Origin of the sequence: Vibrio sp. OPT24 (assembly GCF_015163545.1) — a bacterium.
GTDB lineage: Bacteria > Pseudomonadota > Gammaproteobacteria > Enterobacterales > Vibrionaceae > Vibrio > Vibrio cyclitrophicus.
The window spans coordinates 1-444 of record NZ_JADDYI010000011.1 but is presented as its reverse complement, the minus strand read 5'-3'; the positions used below and the strand labels follow the sequence as shown (position 1 = coordinate 444).

2 tRNA genes are annotated in these 444 nt (G+C 40.5%); both read left to right on the top strand.

Annotation, left to right across the window (positions count from 1 at the left end):
• The first annotated feature begins 20 nt into the window (after nt 1-20).
• Nucleotides 21-96 (top strand) — tRNA-Lys (locus tag IQO02_RS03050).
• Nucleotides 97-166: 70 nt separating this feature from the next.
• Nucleotides 167-242, top strand: a tRNA-Val gene (locus IQO02_RS03045).
• Nucleotides 243-444: the final 202 nt, after the last annotated feature.

Genomic DNA, 444 nt, shown 5'->3' with positions numbered 1-444 from the left:
CTCCCCTACGGGATACCATTGGGTCGTTAGCTCAGTTGGTAGAGCAGTTGACTTTTAATCAATTGGTCGCAGGTTCGAATCCTGCACGACCCACCATTCTTTCTCCGCGTAAAGGATGGCTTTTATTTTCACTTTTATTAAAAGTGAAGACAAAAGAAACTATCGTGGGCGATTAGCTCAGTTGGGAGAGCACCTGCCTTACAAGCAGGGGGTCACTGGTTCGAGCCCGGTATCGCCCACCATTCTCTAAATATTCTTGGTTATTTACATATCCAAACCACTTCTTTTGTCGTTGGTTGGTATCTTTGACCCTGAGAGTCTTTAGAAAATGTGAATTTTAGAACACTGTTCTTAAAGTCTCATGCTCTTTAACAATTTGGAAAGCTGACTGATTGATTACTTACGAGTAATTCAATCAAATTTAAAAGTTCTCAATGTTTATCT